The organism is Spiroplasma endosymbiont of Aleiodes alternator (genome assembly GCF_964031135.1).
Lineage (GTDB): Bacteria > Bacillota_I > Bacilli_A > Mycoplasmatales > VBWQ01 > Spiroplasma_E.
Genome location: NZ_OZ035008.1, coordinates 293,329 through 314,272, shown reverse-complemented (window position 1 = coordinate 314,272; position 20,944 = coordinate 293,329). Strand labels below are relative to the sequence as shown.

General features: G+C 22.3%; 33 protein-coding genes and 1 pseudogene. 24 read left to right on the top strand and 10 right to left on the bottom strand.

Features of this window, described 5'->3' with window-relative positions; all coding sequences use genetic code 4:
- Positions 1-3: 3 nt before the first annotated feature.
- The 4 genes from rplS to ACQH20_RS01875 all read left to right on the top strand — a co-directional run bounded on the left by rplS (position 4) and on the right by ACQH20_RS01875 (position 1,964).
- Positions 4-369 carry a 50S ribosomal protein L19 gene (gene rplS / locus ACQH20_RS01890; protein ID WP_425377309.1) on the top strand — a complete coding sequence of 122 codons (366 nt, stop codon included), beginning with the start codon at positions 4-6 and terminating at the stop codon, positions 367-369.
- Positions 370-455: 86 nt separating this feature from the next.
- A complete protein-coding gene (gene ylqF, locus ACQH20_RS01885) occupies positions 456-1,358 on the top strand; it encodes a ribosome biogenesis GTPase YlqF (protein WP_425377308.1) in 903 nt (300 codons plus the stop codon).
- Entirely contained in the window at positions 1,348-1,719 is a 372-nt protein-coding gene (locus ACQH20_RS01880) for a hypothetical protein (protein ID WP_425377307.1), read from the top strand. Before ylqF ends, ACQH20_RS01880 begins: the two co-directional genes overlap by 11 nt.
- Complete coding sequence (locus tag ACQH20_RS01875) at positions 1,677-1,964, top strand: hypothetical protein (protein WP_425377306.1); 288 nt, start codon at positions 1,677-1,679, stop codon at positions 1,962-1,964. The genes ACQH20_RS01880 and ACQH20_RS01875 overlap by 43 nt, the downstream gene beginning before the upstream one ends.
- A gap of 400 nt (positions 1,965-2,364) precedes the next feature.
- On the opposite strand, the gene ACQH20_RS01870 is transcribed toward ACQH20_RS01875, so the two are convergent.
- On the bottom strand, positions 2,365-2,613 hold the full coding sequence (locus tag ACQH20_RS01870; RefSeq protein ID WP_425377305.1) for a hypothetical protein: 249 nt from the start codon (positions 2,611-2,613) through the stop codon (positions 2,365-2,367).
- 320 nt (positions 2,614-2,933) lie between these two features.
- On the opposite strand from ACQH20_RS01870, the gene ACQH20_RS01865 reads away from it, so the two are divergent.
- Entirely contained in the window at positions 2,934-3,737 is an 804-nt protein-coding gene (locus ACQH20_RS01865) for a hypothetical protein (protein WP_425377304.1), read from the top strand.
- A 147-nt stretch (positions 3,738-3,884) separates the two neighbouring features.
- Here ACQH20_RS01865 and ACQH20_RS01860 read toward each other — a convergent pair.
- Positions 3,885-5,124 (bottom strand): annotated as a pseudogene (locus ACQH20_RS01860) (IS256 family transposase).
- Positions 5,125-5,597: 473 nt separating this feature from the next.
- Positions 5,598-5,741: a hypothetical protein gene (locus ACQH20_RS01855; protein WP_425377303.1), complete on the bottom strand. Its 144-nt coding sequence runs from the start codon at positions 5,739-5,741 to the stop codon at positions 5,598-5,600.
- A 6-nt stretch (positions 5,742-5,747) separates the two neighbouring features.
- Here ACQH20_RS01855 and ACQH20_RS01850 point away from each other — a divergent pair, with 6 nt between their 5' ends.
- The 5 genes from ACQH20_RS01850 to ACQH20_RS01830 all read left to right on the top strand — a co-directional run bounded on the left by ACQH20_RS01850 (position 5,748) and on the right by ACQH20_RS01830 (position 8,353).
- Positions 5,748-5,888: a hypothetical protein gene (locus tag ACQH20_RS01850; protein ID WP_425376817.1), complete on the top strand. Its 141-nt coding sequence runs from the start codon at positions 5,748-5,750 to the stop codon at positions 5,886-5,888.
- A gap of 88 nt (positions 5,889-5,976) precedes the next feature.
- Entirely contained in the window at positions 5,977-6,120 is a 144-nt protein-coding gene (locus ACQH20_RS01845) for a hypothetical protein (RefSeq protein ID WP_425377302.1), read from the top strand.
- Positions 6,121-6,161: 41 nt separating this feature from the next.
- Positions 6,162-6,305, top strand: coding sequence for a hypothetical protein (locus tag ACQH20_RS01840; RefSeq protein ID WP_425377301.1), 144 nt, complete (start codon positions 6,162-6,164; stop codon positions 6,303-6,305).
- An 82-nt stretch (positions 6,306-6,387) separates the two neighbouring features.
- Complete coding sequence (locus ACQH20_RS01835) at positions 6,388-7,626, top strand: IS256 family transposase (RefSeq protein WP_425377564.1); 1,239 nt, start codon at positions 6,388-6,390, stop codon at positions 7,624-7,626.
- Positions 7,627-7,696: 70 nt separating this feature from the next.
- Entirely contained in the window at positions 7,697-8,353 is a 657-nt protein-coding gene (locus ACQH20_RS01830) for an IS3 family transposase (RefSeq protein WP_281748648.1), read from the top strand.
- Positions 8,354-8,546: 193 nt separating this feature from the next.
- Here the strand turns inward: ACQH20_RS01830 and ACQH20_RS01825 are convergent, their stop codons facing one another.
- The 5 genes from ACQH20_RS01825 to ACQH20_RS01805 form a co-directional block, all read right to left on the bottom strand.
- The gene (locus ACQH20_RS01825) at positions 8,547-9,284 is read right to left on the bottom strand and encodes a lysophospholipid acyltransferase family protein (protein WP_425377300.1); all 738 of its coding nucleotides are present in this window, start codon (positions 9,282-9,284) and stop codon (positions 8,547-8,549) included.
- Between the two features lie 5 nt (positions 9,285-9,289).
- The gene (locus tag ACQH20_RS01820) at positions 9,290-9,778 is read right to left on the bottom strand and encodes a dihydrofolate reductase (RefSeq protein WP_338959497.1); all 489 of its coding nucleotides are present in this window, start codon (positions 9,776-9,778) and stop codon (positions 9,290-9,292) included.
- On the bottom strand, positions 9,778-10,647 hold the full coding sequence (gene thyA, locus ACQH20_RS01815) for a thymidylate synthase (protein ID WP_252320867.1): 870 nt from the start codon (positions 10,645-10,647) through the stop codon (positions 9,778-9,780). Before thyA ends, ACQH20_RS01820 begins: the two co-directional genes overlap by 1 nt.
- A gap of 245 nt (positions 10,648-10,892) precedes the next feature.
- Entirely contained in the window at positions 10,893-11,342 is a 450-nt protein-coding gene (locus tag ACQH20_RS01810) for a hypothetical protein (protein ID WP_425377299.1), read from the bottom strand.
- A 103-nt stretch (positions 11,343-11,445) separates the two neighbouring features.
- Entirely contained in the window at positions 11,446-12,264 is an 819-nt protein-coding gene (locus tag ACQH20_RS01805; RefSeq protein WP_425377298.1) for a hypothetical protein, read from the bottom strand.
- A gap of 203 nt (positions 12,265-12,467) precedes the next feature.
- Here ACQH20_RS01805 and ACQH20_RS01800 point away from each other — a divergent pair, with 203 nt between their 5' ends.
- A complete protein-coding gene (locus ACQH20_RS01800; protein ID WP_425377297.1) occupies positions 12,468-13,412 on the top strand; it encodes an IS30 family transposase in 945 nt (314 codons plus the stop codon).
- 271 nt (positions 13,413-13,683) lie between these two features.
- Here ACQH20_RS01800 and ACQH20_RS01795 read toward each other — a convergent pair whose 3' ends face one another.
- The gene (locus tag ACQH20_RS01795; protein WP_425377296.1) at positions 13,684-13,845 is read right to left on the bottom strand and encodes a hypothetical protein; all 162 of its coding nucleotides are present in this window, start codon (positions 13,843-13,845) and stop codon (positions 13,684-13,686) included.
- Between the two features lie 486 nt (positions 13,846-14,331).
- Here ACQH20_RS01795 and ACQH20_RS01790 point away from each other — a divergent pair, with 486 nt between their 5' ends.
- From ACQH20_RS01790 to ACQH20_RS01735, 12 genes are all read left to right on the top strand, one after another.
- Complete coding sequence (locus tag ACQH20_RS01790) at positions 14,332-14,820, top strand: hypothetical protein (protein ID WP_425377295.1); 489 nt, start codon at positions 14,332-14,334, stop codon at positions 14,818-14,820.
- A gap of 134 nt (positions 14,821-14,954) precedes the next feature.
- Complete coding sequence (locus ACQH20_RS01785; RefSeq protein ID WP_338978670.1) at positions 14,955-15,113, top strand: hypothetical protein; 159 nt, start codon at positions 14,955-14,957, stop codon at positions 15,111-15,113.
- Positions 15,097-15,294 (top strand): hypothetical protein, encoded by a 198-nt coding sequence (locus tag ACQH20_RS01780; RefSeq protein WP_425377294.1) that lies wholly within the window; start codon positions 15,097-15,099, stop codon positions 15,292-15,294. Before ACQH20_RS01785 ends, ACQH20_RS01780 begins: the two co-directional genes overlap by 17 nt.
- Before the next feature lie 5 nt (positions 15,295-15,299).
- Positions 15,300-15,509, top strand: coding sequence for a hypothetical protein (locus ACQH20_RS01775; RefSeq protein ID WP_425377293.1), 210 nt, complete (start codon positions 15,300-15,302; stop codon positions 15,507-15,509).
- Positions 15,510-15,524: 15 nt separating this feature from the next.
- Complete coding sequence (locus ACQH20_RS01770) at positions 15,525-15,698, top strand: hypothetical protein (RefSeq protein WP_425377292.1); 174 nt, start codon at positions 15,525-15,527, stop codon at positions 15,696-15,698.
- On the top strand, positions 15,673-16,329 hold the full coding sequence (locus tag ACQH20_RS01765) for a PD-(D/E)XK nuclease family protein (RefSeq protein WP_425377291.1): 657 nt from the start codon (positions 15,673-15,675) through the stop codon (positions 16,327-16,329). The genes ACQH20_RS01770 and ACQH20_RS01765 overlap by 26 nt, the downstream gene beginning before the upstream one ends.
- A 1-nt stretch (position 16,330) precedes the next feature.
- Positions 16,331-17,137 (top strand): recombinase RecT, encoded by an 807-nt coding sequence (locus ACQH20_RS01760; RefSeq protein ID WP_425377290.1) that lies wholly within the window; start codon positions 16,331-16,333, stop codon positions 17,135-17,137.
- Between the two features lie 102 nt (positions 17,138-17,239).
- Positions 17,240-17,881 (top strand): hypothetical protein, encoded by a 642-nt coding sequence (locus ACQH20_RS01755; RefSeq protein ID WP_425377289.1) that lies wholly within the window; start codon positions 17,240-17,242, stop codon positions 17,879-17,881.
- Positions 17,881-18,078 carry a hypothetical protein gene (locus tag ACQH20_RS01750; protein ID WP_425377288.1) on the top strand — a complete coding sequence of 66 codons (198 nt, stop codon included), beginning with the start codon at positions 17,881-17,883 and terminating at the stop codon, positions 18,076-18,078. The genes ACQH20_RS01755 and ACQH20_RS01750 overlap by 1 nt, the downstream gene beginning before the upstream one ends.
- Positions 18,078-18,272, top strand: coding sequence for a hypothetical protein (locus ACQH20_RS01745; protein ID WP_339047199.1), 195 nt, complete (start codon positions 18,078-18,080; stop codon positions 18,270-18,272). Before ACQH20_RS01750 ends, ACQH20_RS01745 begins: the two co-directional genes overlap by 1 nt.
- Positions 18,273-18,378: 106 nt before the next feature.
- Positions 18,379-18,552 (top strand): hypothetical protein, encoded by a 174-nt coding sequence (locus ACQH20_RS01740; RefSeq protein ID WP_425377287.1) that lies wholly within the window; start codon positions 18,379-18,381, stop codon positions 18,550-18,552.
- 160 nt (positions 18,553-18,712) lie between these two features.
- Entirely contained in the window at positions 18,713-19,138 is a 426-nt protein-coding gene (locus tag ACQH20_RS01735; RefSeq protein WP_425377286.1) for a hypothetical protein, read from the top strand.
- Between the two features lies 1 nt (position 19,139).
- Here ACQH20_RS01735 and ACQH20_RS01730 read toward each other — a convergent pair whose 3' ends face one another.
- Positions 19,140-20,159 carry an Mbov_0401 family ICE element transposase-like protein gene (locus ACQH20_RS01730; RefSeq protein ID WP_425377563.1) on the bottom strand — a complete coding sequence of 340 codons (1,020 nt, stop codon included), beginning with the start codon at positions 20,157-20,159 and terminating at the stop codon, positions 19,140-19,142.
- Between the two features lie 393 nt (positions 20,160-20,552).
- Between ACQH20_RS01730 and ACQH20_RS01725 the strand changes: the two genes are divergently transcribed.
- Positions 20,553-20,891 carry a hypothetical protein gene (locus ACQH20_RS01725; RefSeq protein ID WP_338978532.1) on the top strand — a complete coding sequence of 113 codons (339 nt, stop codon included), beginning with the start codon at positions 20,553-20,555 and terminating at the stop codon, positions 20,889-20,891.
- The last annotated feature ends 53 nt before the right edge of the window (positions 20,892-20,944 follow it).

The window sequence follows — 20,944 nt, the reverse complement described above, 5'->3', positions numbered from 1 at the left end:
AACATGCAAAATGCAATTATTAAATTAGTTAGCGAAAGTCAACTAAATCATAATCTTCCTAATTTTAAATCTGGAGATACAATCCAAGTTTTTTCTAAAATTAAAGAAGAAAAAAAAGAACGTATTCAAATGTTTGAAGGAGTAGTTATTGCTCGCAAAGGTTCAGGAATTATGCAAAATGTTATTGTTCGTAAAACTGTTGGTGGTAAAGGTGTCGAAAAAACATTTGCTTTACATTCACCATTAATTGATAAAATTAATGTTATTCGTAAGGGTAAAGTAAGAAGAGCACGTATTTTCTACTTACGTAAATTAAGCGGTAAAGCTGCTAGAATTAAAGAAATTAAAACAGTAAAACCCGTTAAATAATAATTAAACCACCGTTATTAAAATCAATGGTGGTTTTCTAAATTGATATAAAATAATAATAAAATGTATTAAAGGAGTTAAAAAAAATGCCTAATGAAAGTACCCATAATCAAATTCATTGATTCCCTGGTCATATGATGAAAGCCATTAAAGCAATTGAAACTAAGTTACCAATTATTGATGTTGCAATTGAAGTTTTAGATGCACGAGCACCATTAGCAACAAAAAGTACTTTATTAGATCGTTTATTAGAGAAAAAAATAAGAATTATTGTTCTTAACAAAGTTGATTTAGCAGATGATAATTTTATTAAAGAATGAGTTACTTTTTTTGAAAATCAAGGTTTTTCTGTTTTATTGGCAAAATCATTAACTACAAAAATGAAACCGCAGTTGTTAAATTTAATTACTAAATTAATGGAACAGCAAATGGAAAAAGAATTGGCAAAAGGTATTGTTAATCCAAAAATTAAGGTATTAATTATGGGATTACCAAATACGGGTAAATCAACATTTATCAATAATTTATTGCAACGTAAAGTAACACAAACTGCTAATATACCTGGTGTTACTAGAGGTCAACAATGAATTAAATTAAATCCAACGATTGATTTGTTAGATAGTCCTGGTATTTTACCACCAAAAATGAATGATCAAAAAGTAGTAATGATTTTAGCTTTAATTAAAGCAATTCCTGTTAAACATTTATTTTTAGAAGAAATGGCTAATTTTGCTTTAACATTTTTACTTGAGAATTATTATGAAAGATTAGTAAAATATTATAATATTAATTTTGAAATTAAAAATATTAATGATGAAACATTATTTCTTTATTTTAAGAAATTAGCACAAAAATATCATTTAAAATTGGCTAATGATGAAGATAATACTCATCGTGCCATGAATTTATTTATTAATGATTTACAAGTAGGGAAACTAGGATTAATTTCATTTGAAATACCACCTAAGATTTTAAAACATGAAAAGTAGTTTACGATACGAAATTGATAATTATTCATCAGGAACATTAATTGCTGGTTTTGATGAAGTGGGAAGGGGAGATATTGCAGGACCAATTGTTGTTGCAAGCGTTATTCTTAAACCAAACTTTAATCATCCTTTAATTAAAGATTCAAAACAATTATCAGCAAAACAACGAATAGCAATGTATCAAATTATAATTGATAATGCACTAACAGTTGCTGTTAGTATTAAAAGTCATCAATTTGTTAATATTCATAATCCTAAGCAGACTAGTATTTTAGCAATGATAGAAGCATTTAATAAATTAAAAATAGTACCTGATGTGTGTTTAGTTGATTTTGAAAAACCCAATTTCCTAATTTTCTAGGAAAAGTTGAAGCAATAGTTAAAGGTGATCAAAAATCACTTAATATTGCTAGCGCTTCGATTATTGCTAAAGTAGTAAGAGATAAAATTATGATTGATTATGATACTCAATATCCTAATTATGGGTTTAAAAATCATAAAGGGTATTATACAAAAAATCATCAGATAGCATTACAAAATTATGGTATTTGTGATATTCATCGTATTAGTTGTGCGCCCGTTAAAAAATATAGCGGAATTATATAATAGAGAAACTTTTATTATTACAATTATTTACTGGTAATAAGTTATTATCTAATTTATTTATATCTGTTGCTAATAATTTATTATTTTGAATATTAAAAATTTCTTTAATTGGTTTAGTTCCTTGATTTATTAAAATATTTTTAAATGATTGAAGTCCAAGTTTTTGTAAATTCTTTTCTAATTGGCTTGTAGGTGTTTTAATATTATAGGCAACTTCTAAATAAAAGAATCTTTTTGAAAATCATCGTCAAAATCTTGATATTTTTTATAGATTTTTTCTATTTTATTTATTATATTTTTATTTAATATTTTTTGAAAGGCATTATTGTTAATAATGTCTTTGATTTTCGGGACTTTCCAGCAATCTGTGTAACTTAGTGATTTTACAACTAAAATTTATTTAAAAAACACAGTTTTTAGGAAAGTCCCATATTTCTAATAAATAGTGTAGTGGAAATAATTCAGTAGAATAACTAGTAACATTTTTATATGGTAATAATAAGTCATTGATTATTTCTTTTTTAATATTGTATTTTTGTCTAATTTTATTAGAAGTTTTAATTATATTTATTTTAAAACAAAACTTATTATCTTTATTATCAATTACTAACATAGTTGAAAATATTTCTTTATATATTTTTTTTAACATTTTATTTTTCCTTTTTTATTTGGATATTTAATTTAATAAAAATCCTAATATAGAAAAATAGCTATATTAGGTATATACATTTATTAAATTAGAATAATTATATCTAAAAATATGAAATAATACTATTTATTTTTACTATTTATTTTTTATTATTGCTTTTCTTAATAATTATGGACAAATCTTATTGAGATTTTTAATTTATTTTTTTTGAAATAAACTTATATGCTTATTAAATTTTCTAGTTCTGTTATAATTAAAGTATATTAATTTAAAGTAAAATAGTTTTTAATTTATAATTTAAGATAGTCAGGGGAATTATAATGACAAAGAGATTCGGTTATAATTTATTAGCATTTGTATATTTTTCAAATCAACGTCGCGGTACTGCTAAATTAGTTTTGAAAAAAAGTACATGTAAACGTATTATTAAAATTTACAAGAAAAATAAAAATTTACAAATAAGTGATAAGGTAAGATTATTATCTAATTTGTTAAGTAGTAATATTGTTTCTAAAATTTCAGCTTTAGCAGAAGAATCTTCAATGCCATATACTTTGATTGATGAAATAGTTTTTGTTATTCTTGAACAATGAGAACTATTTTTACAATGAAGTAAAAAAATAACAAATGCTCTTATTATTACTGTTAATAAAAATCTAGAATTTAGCGCTGATTGAGTAGGTAACGAGAATATTTTTGCAGAGTTAATAACCGAATATACTATTAATTATAAAGAATTAGGAATGAACACCATTATTTTTAATAATGGTTTTTCTTACGAAAGAGATGGTATTAAGTATAGTGCTAATGGTATTGTTAAAATTATTTTAACACCATGTTTATGAAAACAATTAGATAAATTAAATAATAGTTTTGAGATATCGCAATATTTAAGGAATGAACAAATATTTTGTTATCTTTCTTTAGAGCCAAATTCTGATAAAATTTTAAATTATGCTTTTGAACAATTGGCAGTTTTAATTTTTAATAATAAAAAATATGTTAATGATGCTTTTCTTAAGTTTAAAGTAGGTATTGTTTTAGAATTTGAAGCAGTAGTGCATGAACAATTTCAATTAAAACAAATTTCAGCAATGAAAGTTAATAGCGAAGAATTAAAATAATATAGAGGCTTTTATGTAATCTGTGTATCTTTGTTTTACAAAGTACTAGTTTAGATTAATTCTATCTTCAAATTTTATCATAAAATGAGCAATTGCTGTATTTCAAGAGGCTTTTATGTAATCTGTGTATCTTTGTTTTACAAAGTACTAGTTTAGATTAATTCTATCTTCAAATTTTATCATAAAATGAGCAATTGCTGTATTTCAATTTTGAATGGGCATTGTTCATTTTTTTGTTATATTTTCAATTGCTAAATAAAATATTTTAAAAACTGCCATATCATTAGAAAAAACTTTTTTATTTCTGATAACTTTTCGTAATTGACTATTTACAGATTCAATAGCATTTGTTGTATAAATCACTCTTTTAATTTCTGCAGGATAACTAATAAAAACAATTAAATTATCTCAATTTTTATATCAAGATTTAGCAATTTGAGGATATTGTTTATTTCACTTATTTTCAAAGGATTCTAAAGCCTGCATTGCTTGTTCTTCACTACATGCAGTATAAATTGGTTTTAAATCTGCAACTAGAGATTTTCTATGCTTATATGAGACATATTTCAAACTATTTCTAATTTGATGAACTATGCATAATTGATGTTCTGTTTTAAGATAAACTGATTGTATTGCTTCTGACATGCCTGTTAAATTATCACTGCAGGCAATAAGAATATCATTTAAGCCACGATTTTTCATTTCTGTTAAATTTGCTAATCAAAATTTAGCACCTTCATTTTCACTAATTCATAAACCTAAAACATCTTTTTTACCTTCTAAATCAACTCCTAAAGCTATATAAACTGATTTATTAATAATCCTTTTATCTTGTCGTACTTTCACTATTATGCAATCAAAATAAACAATCGGATAGACACTTTCTAATGGTCGATTTTGCCATGCTTTTACATCATCAATAACATCATCAGTAATTTGACTAATAACACTTTCACTAATATCAGCACCATGATATAACTCTTGTAATTGCATTCTAATATCTGATAATGTCATACCTTTTGCATATAAAGAAAGAACTTGTTGATCAAAACCTTCAAATCTTCTTTGTCTTTTTGCAACTATTACAGGATTAAAATTACTATTGCGATCTCGTGGTACATCAATCTCAATTTTACCTTGTTGAGTTATTAATTTTTTTGAACTTATACCATTACGAGCATTGTCACTATTACTATGTTGATTCTTATCATATCCTAAATAATTTTGCATCTCAGAATTCAACATTTTTTTCTACTAATCTTTTTGTTAATTCTTTATACAATCCTCCCTCTTTAAAAACTGTTGTTAAATCTTCAGTATTTTCTAATAATAAATCTACTGCTTTTGATATTGGATCATTATTATTAATATTTTGCTTTTTAGCCATCTGTAACTCACTCTTTATAGTCATTTAATTATATTTACTAGAATTAATTAAACATAGTTATTTTTGTAAGTTACACAGATTACTAAACATTACCGTAATTTTTACTTTATAGTTATAATAGTATTTAATTAAGTAACGTTTTCCTTTTATTGTTTGTTTTTATAATTTTTTATGATAAGATTTGTTTGTTATTAAAATATAAAATTTGCTACTTTAAAATAGTGTTTAGCTGGAGTTTTATATATGGATATTGAACAAGATTTTTATATTAAAAAGGTTTTTTATGCTTGTTATGTAAAAAATATTGTTTTACCTATTTCATTTTTGACTAATATTGGGAATAAAAAAGGTAAATGTTATGTTGGTAATAAGCAAAAATTGAGAAATAGTACTGTTCGTACTAAAACTAATTTAATTCAAAAAGCATTACATAATTTTTATAATAGTAAAATGTTAAGTTTTGTTACTTTAACTTATAAAGATAATATGCAAGATGTTAAAAAAGCAAAAAAAGATATTGGTTTATTTTTTGTTAAATTACAAAAGTAAACATCTAGAATAAAGTAGACACAGAATTGTAACCTTTGTGTTAAAAATACTTTAAGGAAGGTGTTCATTTTTTTATGGCTAAATGACTATCAAAAGAAGAAAAGTTAAAAATAATAAAAATAAGTAAAATTAAAACAATTGATAAAACCGCATTAGAGTATGGTATTGGTCGATCATCAATAAAAGAATGAATTAAAGCATATAAAAATTATTAGGTGAAAAAGGTTTAGAATATGGCAATGGAATTCGTGCTAAAAAAACCAAAAGAACAGGGGTCGACCCAAATCTTTAAATTTTAATGAAATGACAAAACAAGAATTAATTGAATATATTGAGGCAATGAACGATATAAAAAAGTATTTAGAAAAAACGACAAAAAAGAAGAAATATTTTGTGATTTTCTCATTGAAAAAAAATATCAGATTAGTTATTTATGTTGATTATTAAATGTTTCAAAATCAGGATATTATAAGTGAATTAAGAATGGAATGAATGAATTTAATAAATGAGATACATTTTTACCTAATATAATTAAAAATATTTTTTATGAATTTCAAGAAATTTATGGTTATAAAATGATAACTTTATGAATTAACAAAATTTATAATTTAAAATTAAAAGGTAATGTTTAGTAATCTGTGTAACTTACAAAAATAACTATGTTTAATTAATTCTAGTAAATATAATTAAATGACTAGAAAGAGTGAGTTACAGATGGCTAAAAAGCAAAATATTAATAATAATGATCCAATATCAAAAGCAGTAGATTTATTATTAGAAAATACTGAAGATTTAACAACAGTTTTTAAAGAGGGAGGATTGTATAAAGAATTAACAAAAAGATTAGTAGAAAAAATGTTGAATTCTGAGATGCAAAATTATTTAGGATATGATAAGAATCAACATAGTAATAGTGACAATGCTCGTAATGGTATAAGTTCAAAAAAATTAATAACTCAACAAGGTAAAATTGAGATTGATGTACCACGAGATCGCAATAGTAATTTTAATCCTGTAATAGTTGCAAAAAGACAAAGAAGATTTGAAGGTTTTGATCAACAAGTTCTTTCTTTATATGCAAAAGGTATGACATTTTCAGATATTAGAATGCAATTACAAGAGTTATATCATGGTGCTGATATTAGTGAAAGTGTTATTAGTCAAATTACTGATGATGTTATTGATGATGTAAAAGCATGGCAAAATCGACCATTAGAAAGTGTCTATCCGATTGTTTATTTTGATTGCATAATAGTGAAAGTACGACAAGATAAAAGGATTATTAATAAATCAGTTTATATAGCTTTAGGAGTTGATTTAGAGGGTAAAAAAGATGTTTTAGGTTTATGAATTAGTGAAAATGAAGGTGCTAAATTTTGATTAGCAAATTTAACAGAAATGAAAAATCGTGGCTTAAATGATATTCTTATTGCCTGCAGTGATAATTTAACAGGCATGTCAGAAGCAATACAATCAGTTTATCTTAAAACAGAACATCAATTATGCATAGTTCATCAAATTAGAAATAGTTTGAAATATGTCTCATATAAGCATAGAAAATCTCTAGTTGCAGATTTAAAACCAATTTATACTGCATGTAGTGAAGAACAAGCAATGCAGGCTTTAGAATCCTTTGAAAATAAGTGAAATAAACAATATCCTCAAATTGCTAAATCTTGATATAAAAATTGAGATAATTTAATTGTTTTTATTAGTTATCCTGCAGAAATTAAAAGAGTGATTTATACAACAAATGCTATTGAATCTGTAAATAGTCAATTACGAAAAGTTATCAGAAATAAAAAAGTTTTTCCTAATGATATGGCAGTTTTTAAAATATTTTATTTAGCAATTGAAAATATAACAAAAAAATGAACAATGCCCATTCAAAATTGAAATACAGCAATTGCTCATTTTATGATAAAATTTGAAGATAGAATTAATCTAAACTAGTACTTTGTAAAACAAAGATACACAGATTACATAAAAGCCTCAATTAAAATTTCATATTTTATATAGATATATGAAAAATATGAGTTTAAAAGCTAAGGTTCGCATAAAAAAATTTGATTATAGAACTAAATCAGGAAGTTTAAGATATGATAATTTATTAAAACGTGATTTTTCAACTACTAATTTAAATGAAAAATTAGGTACTGATATAACTTATTTATTAACTAATGGTAAAACATATTATTTATCAATTGTTAAAGATTTTCATAATAATGAAATATTAGATTATAAAATAAGTGCAAGTTTAGACATGACATTTGTTGTCCAAAACATTATCCAAGCTTGAGTTAATGCTCAAAAACCTACTTCATGAATTTTACAATCAGATCAAGGATTTCACTATACAAATCCTTCTTATAAAATTTTATGTGATGAATTAAAAATAAAAATTTCAATGTCTAGAAGAGGTAATTCCTGTGATAATGGTGCTACTGAAACTTGATTTGGAACAATGAAAACAGAATTTCTATATCAAATTCCAAGAAAAAATAGAACTATTGAATGAATACAAGACAACTTACCTAAATATATTTACTTTTATAATAATTATCGACCTCAAATAAAATTAAAAGGAATGAGTCCAATCGAATATCGATTAGCTCATTCCAAACCAACAAATAATTACTTCATACCTATAAATTTAACACTTACAAACGCTATTTTATAAAATTTAATAAAAGGTTACTTTTATTGTCCACTTTTCTTGACAAGTTCATAATTTGATATACATCTTCTTCACTAATAATTACATCAGTAAAAAATTTACGTAATTATAAAAAACAAAAATCACATCAGAAATTAATTATTGACTCTTAAACATAATAAAAGGTTGTTAACTAACAACCTTTTATTATTACTACTTAAATTTTATTATTGCTAAAATCATCAATTCCTTTTTTAATAATATTAAATACTTGCTTTGATAATACATCAGTAGATAATTTAATAAATTCACTTGGTTCAATTGCCTTATGAAAAATAAGATGAATATCTTTTTTGCCTTTATATTTTCGATCAAAAATTTGATAAGAATTAATAATAGTAACAGGAATAATTGGTACATAAGATTGATATGCCATATTAAAAGCACCTGCTTTAAATTCTTGCATTTCTTGTTGATGACTTCTTGTTCCTTCTGGAAAAATCATCATTGTACGCGGAATTCTAATTAATTCCTTTGCTTCTTGAAAAGTCGTAATGGCTGTGCGTGGATTATTACGATCAATAAATAAAACATCAATTAAAAAAATAAATCTTCGTGCCAAATGGCTTTTTTTTAATTCTTCTTTTGCAATAAAACCTAAAGGTGCATATAAACTATAATCATTTACCGATAATACTAATAATGGATCAAAATTTGATTGATGATTGGCAACCATTACACAACCTTTTCTTTTTGGTCAATTTTCAATGTTATGAACGGTTAATTTAATATTATATAATCATTTAATATAACGCACACGTTTTTTCAATCAAATATATCGTTTTGCTTCTGAAACTAAACTTGAGTCTTTTAATACCTTTCTTGTCATTGAACCTGATTTACTATAAGTTTGTAATAAATAAGGTCAAGTTAAAATTGCTTTTCAAATGTTCATTATTATTATTTTTCCTTTCTTTGATACACATTCGCTACAAATTCTGCAAATTCTGTTGTTTTGATTAATTTAAAATCAGAAAAATTACTAACAGGAAATAAAAGATCACCATTATATAAATTTTTAATGACTGAAACATATAAATAATCAGCATAATCTCATGCCTGCTTATAAATTTCAGCACCACCAATAATACAAATATCTCTTTTTTTATTACCTTGATATTGTTTTAAATATGAAATAATATCATTTGTGAAAGTAATATTATTATCATTTAGAAATTGTTGATAACGTTCTTGATGATTAGTAACAACTATATTGTAACGATTTTTTAGTGGTTTGCCAATACTTTCAAAAGTTTTTGAACCCATTAATACATTTTTATTTAAAGTAATGCTCTGAAAATATTGCATTTCTTCTTTAATTTTTCAGGGCAATTTATTATTAAAACCAATTACCTTTTCTTTGGTCATTGCTCAAACTAAAATTACCATTATACTGCAACCTGACCTCTAATCAACGGATATGGATCATATTGTTCTAATTTAAAATCTTCAAATTTAAAATTAAATAAATTAGTAATATTTTTATTAATAACTAAAATTGGCAATGATTTTGGTTTTCTACTTAATTGTTCATTAATTTGTGAAAAATGATTACTATAAATATGAGCATCACCTAAAGTATGAATAAATTCTCCTAACTGATAGCCACATATTTGTGCTAACATTATTGTTAATAATGCATAAGAAGCAATATTAAAAGGAACTCCTAAAAAAATATCTGCACTACGTTGATATAATTGACAAGATAATTTTTTATCATCAGAAACGTAAAATTGAATTAAAGTATGACATGGTGGTAGTGCCATATTCTTAATTTCTGCAGGATTTCATGCTGATAAAATGTGTCTTCGTGAAAAAGGATTGTTTTTTAAATTTTCTATTAACTCCTGCAATTGATCAACACCATTAAAATTACGTCATTGTCTACCATAAACAGGTCCTAAATCACCAAATTCAAGAGCAAATTGATGATCAGTTTTAATTTTTTCAACAAATTCTTCTAAAGTTTCATTTTGATATTTTTTACTTTCCATAAATTTCTTATAAGGTCACTCATTTCAAATTCTAACATTATTTTTAACTAAATATTCAATATTAGTATCACCAGCAATAAATCATAATAACTCATGAACAATAGAAGCAAAATGAACTTTTTTTGTAGTTAATATGGGAAAACCTTTTTGTAAATCAAAACGCATTTGATAACCAAAAGTAGAAACAGTACCAGTGCCTGTTCTATCAGCTTTTTTATATCCTTTTTCTAAAACATATTGACATAAATCTAAATATTGTTTCATAATCATTACCTCTTTCATAAATCAAATCAAGTATATAGGGGCTTTGCCCCTCGTTGCTTCGCAACTCACCCCAGCGGGGCTAAACCCCGCGGCCAACCAACCAAGGTTCTGGTTGGCACCGACCAATAATATGGGTTTATTTTAATTTACAAAATATTTTTGGGACTTTCCAGCAATCTGTGTAACTTAGTGATTTTACAACTAAAATTTATTTAAAAAACACAGTTTTTAGGAAAGTCCCAAATTTATAAAAATGGATTTGTTTTTTTTGAAAATTTATCAAAATTTTCTTTTTTTTCTGATTTTATTTTTAATTCTTGCATTTGTTTTTCAATTTCTTTTTTAAGTATTCTGTCTTCTTCTTTTTTTTGTAATTCCATTCGTTGTTGTTCTCTTCTTATACGTTCCTTTTGTGCACATTCTCAGGCTTTTTCATGAGCTTTTTGTTCTTCTGCTTTTCTTCTTTCACGGTCTCTTTTTTCGTATTCTTCTTTGGCTCTTGCTTCTTTTTTGGCTCTTTTTTCGTATTCTTCTTTTGCTCTTGCTTCTTTTTCGGCTCTTTTTAGTTTTTCTTTTATTTTTTCTTCTTCTTTTTTCCTTTCTTTTTGAAACTCATTATATTTCTTCACATCTTCTTTTCTTTGAGCTTTAGCTTTATCATTAAATTCCTTATATTGTTCATTTTTTTTTCACATAATTTAATCACCTTTCTTTTTCAAAATAAAAAACTCATTTATTTTTAAAATAAAATAATGAGTTAAAAACTTATATTAAGTTTATAAATTTATTTTAACATTTTTATTTATTTTTCTTAGAATGTTTATTTCTATAATAACAAGCACGACATACAATATTTTCAGTTTCTTTTTTTTCAGTTTGTAATATATTATCCAACTTATCTAATCCTACTGCTCTAATATCATCAACACTAAAATCTAATGCTTCTGACTGTTCATAGTCTTTAACACTGCTTAATTCAGTTTTCAACGAATGAATATAATTCAAAGCACGACTATTATATTTTTGTAAATAGGACTTAGGAAATCATAAACTAAAAGTCATAGTTTCACCACTATAACTAGGTGGTAATCCACCACGTTTAATTATTTTTTTAGTTTGTCTTTTAGATAATACAACTTTATTATAATCATCAACATTAGTATAAATATTCAATTTAAATTTAACTAAAAATAATAAAATACGCATTCTTTTAACCTGAACAATATACTCTACTTTTTCACGTGCTTGTTTTGGTATTCTATCAGGGTGTTGTTCAATCATATACATAATTCCATTAAAATTATGACCTATCAATTTACAAAAAATTCCTAAACTTTCTTGTGTTTCTTTAAATTCAGGTGATAAGTCATTACTATTAATCTTTAATCCTAATTCATCAAAAACAAGCATATCATTCTCTATAAAAGCATAATTACTATTTAATTGATTAAATTTAAAAACATCATCATAAGAACAACGATAACTAAATTCATTACGAACTTTAATAGGAATAGGACTAACTACCCTACCTTTATGTTTTTGTGCTAAACAACAAGCAAGAGCAGATTTACCAGTACGTGGTGGTGCTGAAATAATATAATTACCTACACGTTGCAATATCTTTATATTTTTTCTAGTTATAAGAAAAGGATAAAGTATTATTAATAATAAAATTCCTAAAAGTAAATAACCATATCAAGGCATTATTTAACCACCTTACTTTTATTTTTAAACTCCTGAATTGTAAAATTAAAAAGGACATTTATATAAAAATTAAATTGTGTTAATTCTATAATTAAGAAAAGAAAGGAATTAGCACAATGTATAAGTATCTGACTATTGAATCAATAATAGCAATAAAAGAATATAAAAGTTATGAATTTTCAATTCGTAAAATAGCAAAAGCTGTTGATTATAGTAAATCAACTGTACATAGAGTTTGCAGATTATTAAATCAAAACTTATTACCATTAGAAATATTGAATCAAATTCAAAAAAAGAAGCAAAATGCAGGTAGAAAATTAATAATTTTAACTTTAACAGAAATTAATACTATTAATTATTTGTTAATTACTAAAAATTATGCGCTTGATATAATTGCTAATTTTTTAAAGGAAAATAAAATAAAAAGTATTTCAACAAAAACTTTATATAACATGTTTAAAACAAATCGAATGGGTTTTGATGAAAATAACTTATTGAGAAAAGGAAAAAATAAACCTCATAAACAAAAAGAAACTAGAGGACGAATTAATAATTGTAAATCTATTCATGAAAGAAATTTAATCATTCCTAATATTAAAAATATACAAGAATTTGGTCATTTAGAGGGTGATACTATCATTGGTAAAGATCATAAAAGTTCTATTATTACTTTAGCTGATATATGATCAAAAACCACAATTCCTTTAGTTTCTAAAAATCATAAAGCAGAAAATATTACAAAAAGTATAATAAAATTTATTTCAAAGTTACAAAAAGGAACAGTTAAAACTATTACTTTTGATCGTGGTAAAGAATTTAGTAAATGAAAATTAATCGAAAAAATTTGCAATGTTAAGATTTATTTTGCAGATCCTGGCAAACCTTGTCAAAGAGGTTTAAATGAAAATAATAATGGTATTTTAAGAAGATATTTACCAAAATCTACAGATCTATCTTTATATAAACAAAAAGACTTAAATGCTATAGCATTTCAAATTAATTCTACACCCAGAAAATCACTATCTTATAAAAGCCCAATAGACTTAATACAATTATTTTAAAAACTGTCCCATTTGTCCCATTTATATTTACAATTCAGGACTTATTTTTAATTCAAAAACAAAACTCTACAAAATATGAACTTAAAATAAAGGGAAAAATAAAATCAAAAAAGAAAATTAAAATTTTTAAACCAAAACTAGCATTTTCAAAAAATAACTTTAATTTGTCTACATCAAAATCAAAAAATAACGCAGTAAGCGATGATATTAAAAAACAAAAAATAACTCCACTACAAATTTCAAATAAATCTTTCTTTTTCATAATAAACTCCTAACCAACTAAAAATCCAACTGCTTTTAAAAATACTCATAAAGTTAAAACTTGTTCTAAACCACTAGTAAAATCAACATTTAAAACAGAACTAATAGTATCATCAAAAATACGTCTCAATAATCCATCAACTTTAGTAAAAAATTCTCTTAATGGTTCCACGGGTAAAACTGAACATCTAGAATAAAGTAGACACAGAATTGTAACCTTTGTGTTAAAAATACTTTAAGAAAGGTGTTCATTTTTTTATGGCTAAATGACTATCAAAAGAAGAAAAGTTGGCCGAATAAAAAATTGGTATATTTTATAAAAATGACATGAGAGATAAAACTCTCATTTTTAATTGTTAAACAATTATAATTAATTATTTTATTAAACCAGCACTTTATTAAAGTAATTAATTATTACATAACTAAATAAAAAATTATTTAGGCTATTGTGCTGGAATATTCCAATAGTAATTTTTGTGTTGGTCTTTTAAAACTTGATATTTTTTGGTTCCCTTCCCCTATAACCCCTACCCTCCAAGGCTTTGCTACTTACAGTAGCATAAGCCTTACGTATAGTAAGTAGGTAAGTATTTAGTTAGTAATATATAAGCCTTTTATCACTGTAGGTGATAAGGCTTATACGTAGAAAGGATTCGTAATGATTAATGTTAATTTAGATATTAAAAATAAAGTAAGAGAAACAACTAAAGGTATGTTATTAGAAATTGGTGAATATGAAACATGATTTCCAATTAAAGATACTATTATTAATCAAAATAATAAAAAAATAACATTAAAAATAATTGAAGATTTTAATTATAAATTAGGTAAAAAATCAATAACAAAAGATATTGAAAGTATTAAAGGTAGTGAAATTTTAAAATATATAAAAAATATTTCAGATATTACTACTACTGAAAATGAATTAATATCTTGTGAATTTTATGAACAATATAATGGTTATTATATTTTTACAAATGATAAAAATCAAGAATGTTTTAAATATAACATTACATGAGAACAAGATATGAAAAGTTTTAAAATAAATAACCCATATAATGATAATGATTTAGCAATAAATTATATTGTTATGCCAATGAAAGATATAAATACTCATAATGAAAAAATATTTTATTTAAAGTATTAAAGGAAATTAATATGTTATTAAATGTTGAAAAAATAGAATTAATAAAAAAATTATGTAATGAAAAATTACTTAAAAATTAAAAATATATAGAAATTGAAGAAATATTAAAAATTATAGAAAGAGAGAATTAATTTATGTTGAATTTAAAAGAAGATAAAAGAATATATTTAAAATATGAAGAAATTGAAAAAATATTTGGTTCATGTGATATATGTAATAAAAATTCATCATTTGCAAATAGAACTTGTAATAACTGCTTTTATAAATTAATGAGTGATGATTATGAAGTGTAATACTCATAATGAAAAATATATATGATTTTCTGAATTACATGAAATTGAAAATACATATTATTGTAATAAATGTATAAATGACATGATTGAAGAAGATATGCATTTAACATCAAATAATTGAGATTACTTATATGAATATTATATTAATGAATTACAATTAGAAAATTTTAAAGGAGTGTAAAAATAATGAATCAATTAGAATTACATAATGCAATGAAATTAATAGAAAAATTTGAAAAATTACAAGAAGAATTTAATGACAAATATGAAAGTAGTTTAGACGTTAGAATTGACAATGATGGAGATTTAAACATTAGTTGTGATTATTTTAATTATAAAAATGTAAATCAATTAGAACAAGTAATTATTGATTATAAAAAAATTATTAACGGTTAAAGGAGATGAATAAATATGGCACCTAGAAATAAAATTTCAAAAGATAAATTATTAAGTAATTGAATAAGAATACGTGTTTCTGAAATTGAAAAACAAGAAATTAAAGATTTTTGTAAAAATAAAAATATTACAATTACAAAATTTATAAGAAATTTAATTAAAAATGCAATTAAACAATCAAAAAAATAATTTAATTTTTAAAAAAGAAACACATCAATATTTTATAAAAAATAAAGAATTAATATCAGTAAGTAAAATATTAGATTATTATTTAGGTAATTCATATTGTAAATGTAATAAATGTAAACATTGTTTTAATATAAATAATGCAAGAATTCGTGGTAATTGTGTTCATAAAGTAGCAGAATTATATTTTAAAAATATAAATATTAAAAATATAAGTAATCAAATTAAAAATTATATTAAAGATTTATTTTCACAAAATTATTTAAATTATTGTTATACATTATTAGATTATTTAACTATTAAATTTATTAATAATAATGAATATATTAGTGAAAAAATATTTAATTATGATATTGTTGCTGGAACACCAGATTTAATTTATAAAGAAAATAATTTAAATATAATAATTGATTTTAAAACTTATAAAGTTTTTTCAAAAGAATTATTAGAAAAATCAAAATTACAAATAATAGCATATTATTGATTATTAAAAAATAATAATTATGAATTATCAAATATACATTTTATATGTTGAGTTAAAGAAACTGAAATTGAATTAATAAAAGTAGAAATAACAAATGAATTATTAATTGAATGAGAAAAAGCAATTTGAACATGAAAGGAATTAAAATAAAATGGCAAATGAATTATTAGTTAAAAATATTAATAATGGTAATGTAGAAAAATTTATTAGACAAAAAGGTATTGTTAATAATTTAGAAATACAAAAATTTAAAAGTAATGTATTAGCAATTTCAAATCAATATGGTTTAGATAAAGCATATCCAGATACTATTATTAATAGTTGTTATCAAGCAGTATTATTGAATTTACCATTAGAAAAGAATTTTGGTTATTGTTATATTGTACCTTATTGAGATAGTAATACTAAAGTAAATAATGCTCAATTTCAAATAGGATATAAAGGTTATATTCAATTAGCATTACGTAGTCAACAATATAAAGAAATTAATGTAAGTGATGTTAGATTAACAGAAATTAAAAAAATAGATAGACTTAAGGGAATTGAATTTAATTGAATACAAGATGATTTAGAAAGATTAAAACAACCTATTATTGGTTATGTAGCATATTTTCAATTGGTAAATGGTTTTGAAAAAACTTTATATATGTCAAAAGAACAAATTGAAAAACATTTTTTAAAATATTCAAAAACTTATGCAAAAAATAAAGAATTTATTGTTAGTGATTTTGATAGTATGGCATTAAAAACTGTATTAACTCAATTATTAAGAAAATGGGGAATTATGAGTACTGAAATGCAAATAGCATATGAAAGTGACCAAGCAATTATTACTGAAAATGAAAAAATATATATTGATAATCCAAATATAAATAATGTAATTGAAAATAATACAAATTTTCAACAATTAGAAGAAAATATAAGTAAATTAGATAATTTGGTATTTAAAAATGAATAAATGTAAATATTGTAATAAAAGAATTTGATTAAATAATTATTGATGTATGAATTGTTTAGAAATATTAGTTATGAATTTAAATAAAAATAAGGAGAATAAATAATGACTAATTATTTACTTTCAATTGACCCAAGTATAAAAAATACTGGATTTACTTTATGAGAAAATAAAATACCAATATTAATAGAAAGTTATAGTTTTAATAACAAAAATAAAGTTAATTCTATTATTACAAATAATTTTAATGATTTGATTAATGACTTTATTTTTGCAATGTTAACTGTTAAAGATAATTTTTTAGATGAAAATGATATTAATAATGTATTAAATAAATTATCTTTAATTATTGAACGTGGTACTTTTCATAGTAAAAATGGTATTGGTTATGAAACTCAAGAACATTTACGTGGTTTTATTGCTGGACAATTTAATAAATTATTAACAAAAGATATGTTAATAAGTAATACAGAATGATGAGCATATTATGAAGAAAATTATAAAGAAATAATAGAAATATTAACACATGAAATTATGAATAATTTTATTAAAGAAAATAATATTAAAAATATAAATATTAATAAAAAAATATATAAAAAATGAATAATTTATCTTAAAAAAGAATTATCTTTTAAATTAGCAAATTATTTAAAAGATAATTATAATTGAGAACCTATTATTAATAATCATGATGAAGCAGATAGTTTATTAATTGGTTGATATTATTTAAATAAGGAGAAAAAATAATGGAAATTACTACTGAAGATATTATTAATGAATATAAAAACGAATATAAACAAAAATTAATTGATTATTTAAATTTATGTATTGATATGGATAATAAAAGATTAATAACTAAACTTTATAATGAAAATCATATAAAAGGTTCAATAGAACAAACTAATGTAATTTTACAATTAATAAAGAATGGAGTATTTGATTAATGCAAAAGCAAAAACAAGAAAAAGTATTACTTAAATGTATTGTTAAAGATTGTAATAGTAAAGTATTAGTTACTTTAAAAATTGGAAATATTGAAGATAGTGCTGTTCAATTTTTTAATATGTGTTATTTTCATAAAAAACAATTTAAAAATAAAGTAAAAGAAATTAAAAATGATTATGAAAAGAAAAAATAAAAATTATATTCCTAAAGATGAATATGGTTGTTGATATTGTGATTGAAAATTAAGATTAAAAGTATATAAAAATAAAAAACAAAAATTAAAAGAAAAGGAGTAAATAATGATAATGATAAATTGTACAATAGATGAATTTTTAAATAAATGAAAAAAAGAAAAACATTATGATGTAAGTGTTGGTCATTTTTCAGTTGATGGAGATTTTACTTTAAATTTTAAAAGTTTGCATATTGATAAAAATAATATGGGAGATTGTCAAAAATCCGGAATAAATTAAATATATATAGTCTTATTATATTTCATACAAGAAATAATTTGGATTTTTATGAAATTGTATTTAAATAATATAATTTTTTTAAAAATATTGCAACTAAAATACTTATAATTAAGTTTGTTAAATGTTAAACTTATGGAATAAAGTTAAGGAGAATTTAAAAATGAAAATTAAAGCACCTAAAAAATTACAGTTATTAACTCTATTACTATTTATTTTAAGCATTTTAACTTTAATTATAGGATTAATATTAATATATTTTAGTCACTTTAATCTTTTTTATTTTGATAAAAATTTAAATTGTATTAATGGATTTAAAATGTTAAAACATTTTCAATTAAGTTTTATCATAGAGCATTCTGCAAAATATTTTTATAATCTTGGAACTCATCATATTAAAGAAAATTATTATGAATGAACTGAATTACGAAGTGGAATTTTTTTGGTTTTAATTTTAGTTCCAATTTTATTTTTTATAACTATGTTATTTACTTTTTTCATTATTGGTTTAAAAATAAAAATAAAAAATAATAATTTTTGAGATGCTATTCAAAATTGCGAAATAATCAATAATTACTATATTCATTAAATTATGTTTCTAAATTTATTTTGTTACATTTAAAAATAACCATTTTAATGTAAATACTAATATTATATGTTCTATTACCAAGCATTTCTTTTAAAACATGTCAAATATTAGTTTCTGTAAAGCAACCAATATTTCATTTTTTACCTTGATTTTCAATACCTTGTTTATTATTTTTAAAATATTTTTTCTTTAATTTTTTATGATTATCTAATTCTTTATATAAATAATCAATTAATTGTTCATATTGACTATTATTAATTAAATTTTTACAATGATTATATTCTTTTAAATATTTTCCTTTATTTCCAGCCATTATACCAAGATATAATGTTCGAATTAAATGGAATTTATCTAAAACAAACTGTGCACCTAAATAATCAGCAACTTCTTTAATTCATCCTGCACTATCACCACAAATAATAATTTTTGCTTGTTCAATGTTTTCATAAAATTTTTGACAATGTTCTTTAACAAATTGAGCAGTTTTTTTAATGCCAATTACTGTTTTTGTTGGTCTTATAATTGCTTTTACTCTTTTATTTTGTACTTTATGATTAATGTTATCTGTATATGTTACTATTAATCTCATAGAATGTTTTGTACCTTTACGTTTAAAATTTCAAAATTTTCGGTGACCATCATCAATTGCTACAAAAATAGGCTGATTTTTTTCTAATTTTACTTTTACTGGATTTTCTTCAATTACTTCTAAATTTTTAAAAACTCTATGAATAGAACTAAGACTAATATTTGCTTTTTTTATGATATCTCAAATATCTCTGTATCTTTTTCCATCAGCAAAATATTCAATAATAGTTTCCTCAACATCTTCACCAATTCTTTTATATTTTGGTAATTCTAGTATTTCATCAACCAAACAAACACGAATTCATTTTTGTAATTTTTCATCAAAATATTCATAAATTCTTCTTTTATAAGTTACCATTCCATATATAATTTTTCTTGTTCGATATTGATAATCAACAATTTTATATTTATTTTTATCTCTTGTATTTTTTATTCTTCAATCTAGTTTTTCTCATTTCTTTGTTATATGGTCTAAAACTAATTTATCAATTTTTGCATTTTGTTCTCTAAAATTTCATTTATAATTAAAATTAAATTTTACTTCTCCTAACTTTTTTTAAATTTTAAATTTATTGTAAATATTTTTAAAAAATTAATTTACTTGTTTATTATATACATATATAAGTGTAATTTAAAATTAAATAATAAAAAAATACTTTCATATTTAAAATATAATAAACAATTTCAATATAATTAATAGTATAGGTATCATAAAATAAACGCCTTTAATTTAGGCGTTATTTTACGTTTAAAAGTATAATTGTAAAAATATCAAAAAATAAGTATAATTTAACAATAAAATGTTAAGAAATAAAGAGAAATTAAAATGGAAATAGGAAAAATAGAAATTTTAAAAAATAAAATTCAAGAAATTCAAGAAATGATTAATTATATAAATATTATAATAATTAAAGAGAAAGAAAAAAATAAACCCAATGAATATGATTTAAGAATTTATTCAAGGGAAATTGTTAGTTTTGAAAAAGAACTAGAAATTTCTAAAAGAAAGTTATCAAACGAACTAAGTAAAATTACAGAATTAACAGAACTAACACCATTGTTACAATTAAATGATATCAATATTATTAATTCATATAAATCTATTAATAATCAAGAAAAAAGTAGTAAAGTTTTTATTAAAAATAATAATTGTGTAATATCTTAAATTTCATTTAAAAATAGGAGTAAATTATCATGAACAAAGAAAAGTTATTAAAA